At 33.7% G+C, this 781-nt stretch carries 2 protein-coding genes; one reads left to right on the top strand and one right to left on the bottom strand.

The window, feature by feature from the left end:
* Positions 1-385: lactate/malate family dehydrogenase (locus ACFIO3_RS14490; protein ID WP_404977497.1), on the bottom strand; the 385-nt coding region annotated here is incomplete at its 3' end.
* A gap of 197 nt (positions 386-582) precedes the next feature.
* Here ACFIO3_RS14490 and ACFIO3_RS14485 point away from each other — a divergent pair.
* The coding region (locus ACFIO3_RS14485; RefSeq protein ID WP_375704723.1) for a hypothetical protein at positions 583-781 on the top strand (199 nt) is incomplete at its 3' end.

Below are 781 nucleotides of genomic sequence, written 5' to 3'. Positions count from 1 at the left end.
CCCATACCATTACATCAAGGGGATTTGTAACACAAATAACAAAAGCTGAAGGTGCATATTTTTTAATTCCAGCACCAACTTGTTCCATAACTTTTAGATTAACACCCAAAAGATCATCACGGCTCATACCAGGTTTCCGTGCAACCCCTGCTGTTACAATAACAACATCAGCACCTTCAATTGCATCATAGGCATTTGCCCCTTTTAAATGAACATCGAAACCATCAACAGGTGAAGACTCAGCAATATCAAGAGCTTTACCCTGTGGTACACCTTCTGCAATATCAAATAAGATAACATCACCAAGCTCTTTAAGCCCAATAATATGTGCCAAAGTACCACCAATCATACCTGAACCAATGAGAGCTATTTTTTTTCGTGCCATTTTATTTTTTCCTAACTTTTAGACAATCCAGCGCACACTCATTTGCGTCCGTATACTGAATATTTTTGACTTCAACCATATTTAAACAATATCATAAAAAGGAGTAAAGCAATGAAATTTACAAATTTCTCTCTTCACAAAAACAATAACCCTCCGCACAAACAACTATTAGAAAATTATCATGATGTATCGATAAAGTGAATTTAAAAAAAATACAACAGAATTATTGCATATCTTTAATTTCAAAGAGTTATTATTTTTACAGTTTACGTAAAGGTAAAAGTATAATCAATGCTTCTTCTTCAAAAGAAAATGTTCTTCCCAAAGTTTCAAATAATCGTGACTTTGCATTTCAAAAAGACGTGACTGTGTTCTTTGAAACTCAAATGTTTCCGT

This window comes from Bartonella sp. AD328YNZD (genome assembly GCF_042196425.1).
Note: the sequence above shows the minus strand (reverse complement) of the source record. Positions and strands in the feature narration are given on the sequence as shown.